1 protein-coding gene is annotated in these 934 nt (G+C 58.9%); it reads left to right on the top strand.

What is annotated here, in order from left to right; translation table 11 throughout:
• The first annotated feature begins 149 nt into the window (after positions 1–149).
• A complete protein-coding gene (locus ACTJKS_RS27980) occupies positions 150–887 on the top strand; it encodes a TorF family putative porin (protein ID WP_108182522.1) in 738 nt (245 codons plus the stop codon).
• Positions 888–934 lie beyond the last annotated feature (47 nt).

The raw sequence follows: 934 nt of genomic DNA, 5'->3' as shown, positions 1-934 counted from the left end.
AAGGCGGCGTATCAGTCGCCATCAATGCTGAATGAACCACCGCTTTCGCGAGCAGGCTCGCTCCCACAGGGGCTGTGAGGGTGGCCGAGATTGCATTCCCTCCACAGTTTTCGTACTGCCCAAAAATAATCACAACACCGGGACTTCACATGAAAGCCTTGCCCTTGCTCGCCCTGAGTTCCTTGAGCCTGTTGCCCCTGAGCAGCCACGCGATTCCCTTGAACGACGATTTCGCCTTGCTGATCGACCTGACGCTGGCCAGCGACTACCGCACCCGCGGCATATCGCAAACCCAGAATGACCCGGCCGTGCAGGCCGGTCTGACCCTGGCCCACAGCAGCGGCTTGTACGTGGGGGCCTGGAGCTCCAACGTCGATTTTGGCGGCGGCCTGAAAACCCGTCAGGAAGTCGATTACTACGCCGGCTGGCTGTGGCAGGCCACCGAGGATGTCAGCCTCGATCTGGGCTACATCAAGTACGCTTATCCCAAAGAAAGCCAGTTCAACCAGAGCGAGGTGTACGGCATTCTCGGCGTCTACGGGGTGAAGCTGGCGGCGTATTACTCCAGCGATGCACCGGGGATCGACAGCAAGCAGAGCTCGCTCTACACCTATGTCGGTTATGAAACCGAGCTGCCGTTCGATTCCGGGTTGAAACTGCGTTACGGCAACATGGATTTCAAGGACCCACACCTGTACTCGGCGTCCGGGCATGCCGAGGACAGCTACCGCGAATGGGAGGTCAAACTGACGCACAACCTGGCCGGCGTGGTATTGGGCCTGAGCTACATCGATACCGATCTGTCGCAGAGCCAGTGCCTGAGCAACTGGGGATTCAAGGATGTGTGCACGGCGACGGTGGTGGCAAGCGTGAGCAAATCTTTCTGACACCCCGCCTTGTGTAGGAGCTGCCGCAGGCTGCGATCTTTTGATTC

The organism is Pseudomonas sp. 22189, assembly GCF_052045635.1.
Lineage (GTDB): Bacteria > Pseudomonadota > Gammaproteobacteria > Pseudomonadales > Pseudomonadaceae > Aquipseudomonas > Aquipseudomonas parakoreensis.
The sequence above is the reverse complement of the archived record's forward strand: the minus strand, read 5'-3'. Positions and strand labels throughout refer to the sequence as shown.

Excerpts from the sequence above, each read along its gene's own strand:
- ACTJKS_RS27980 (WP_108182522.1), top strand. The coding sequence starts at position 150 with ATGAAAGCCTTGCCCTTGCTCGCCCTGAGTTCCTTGAGCCTGTTGCCC.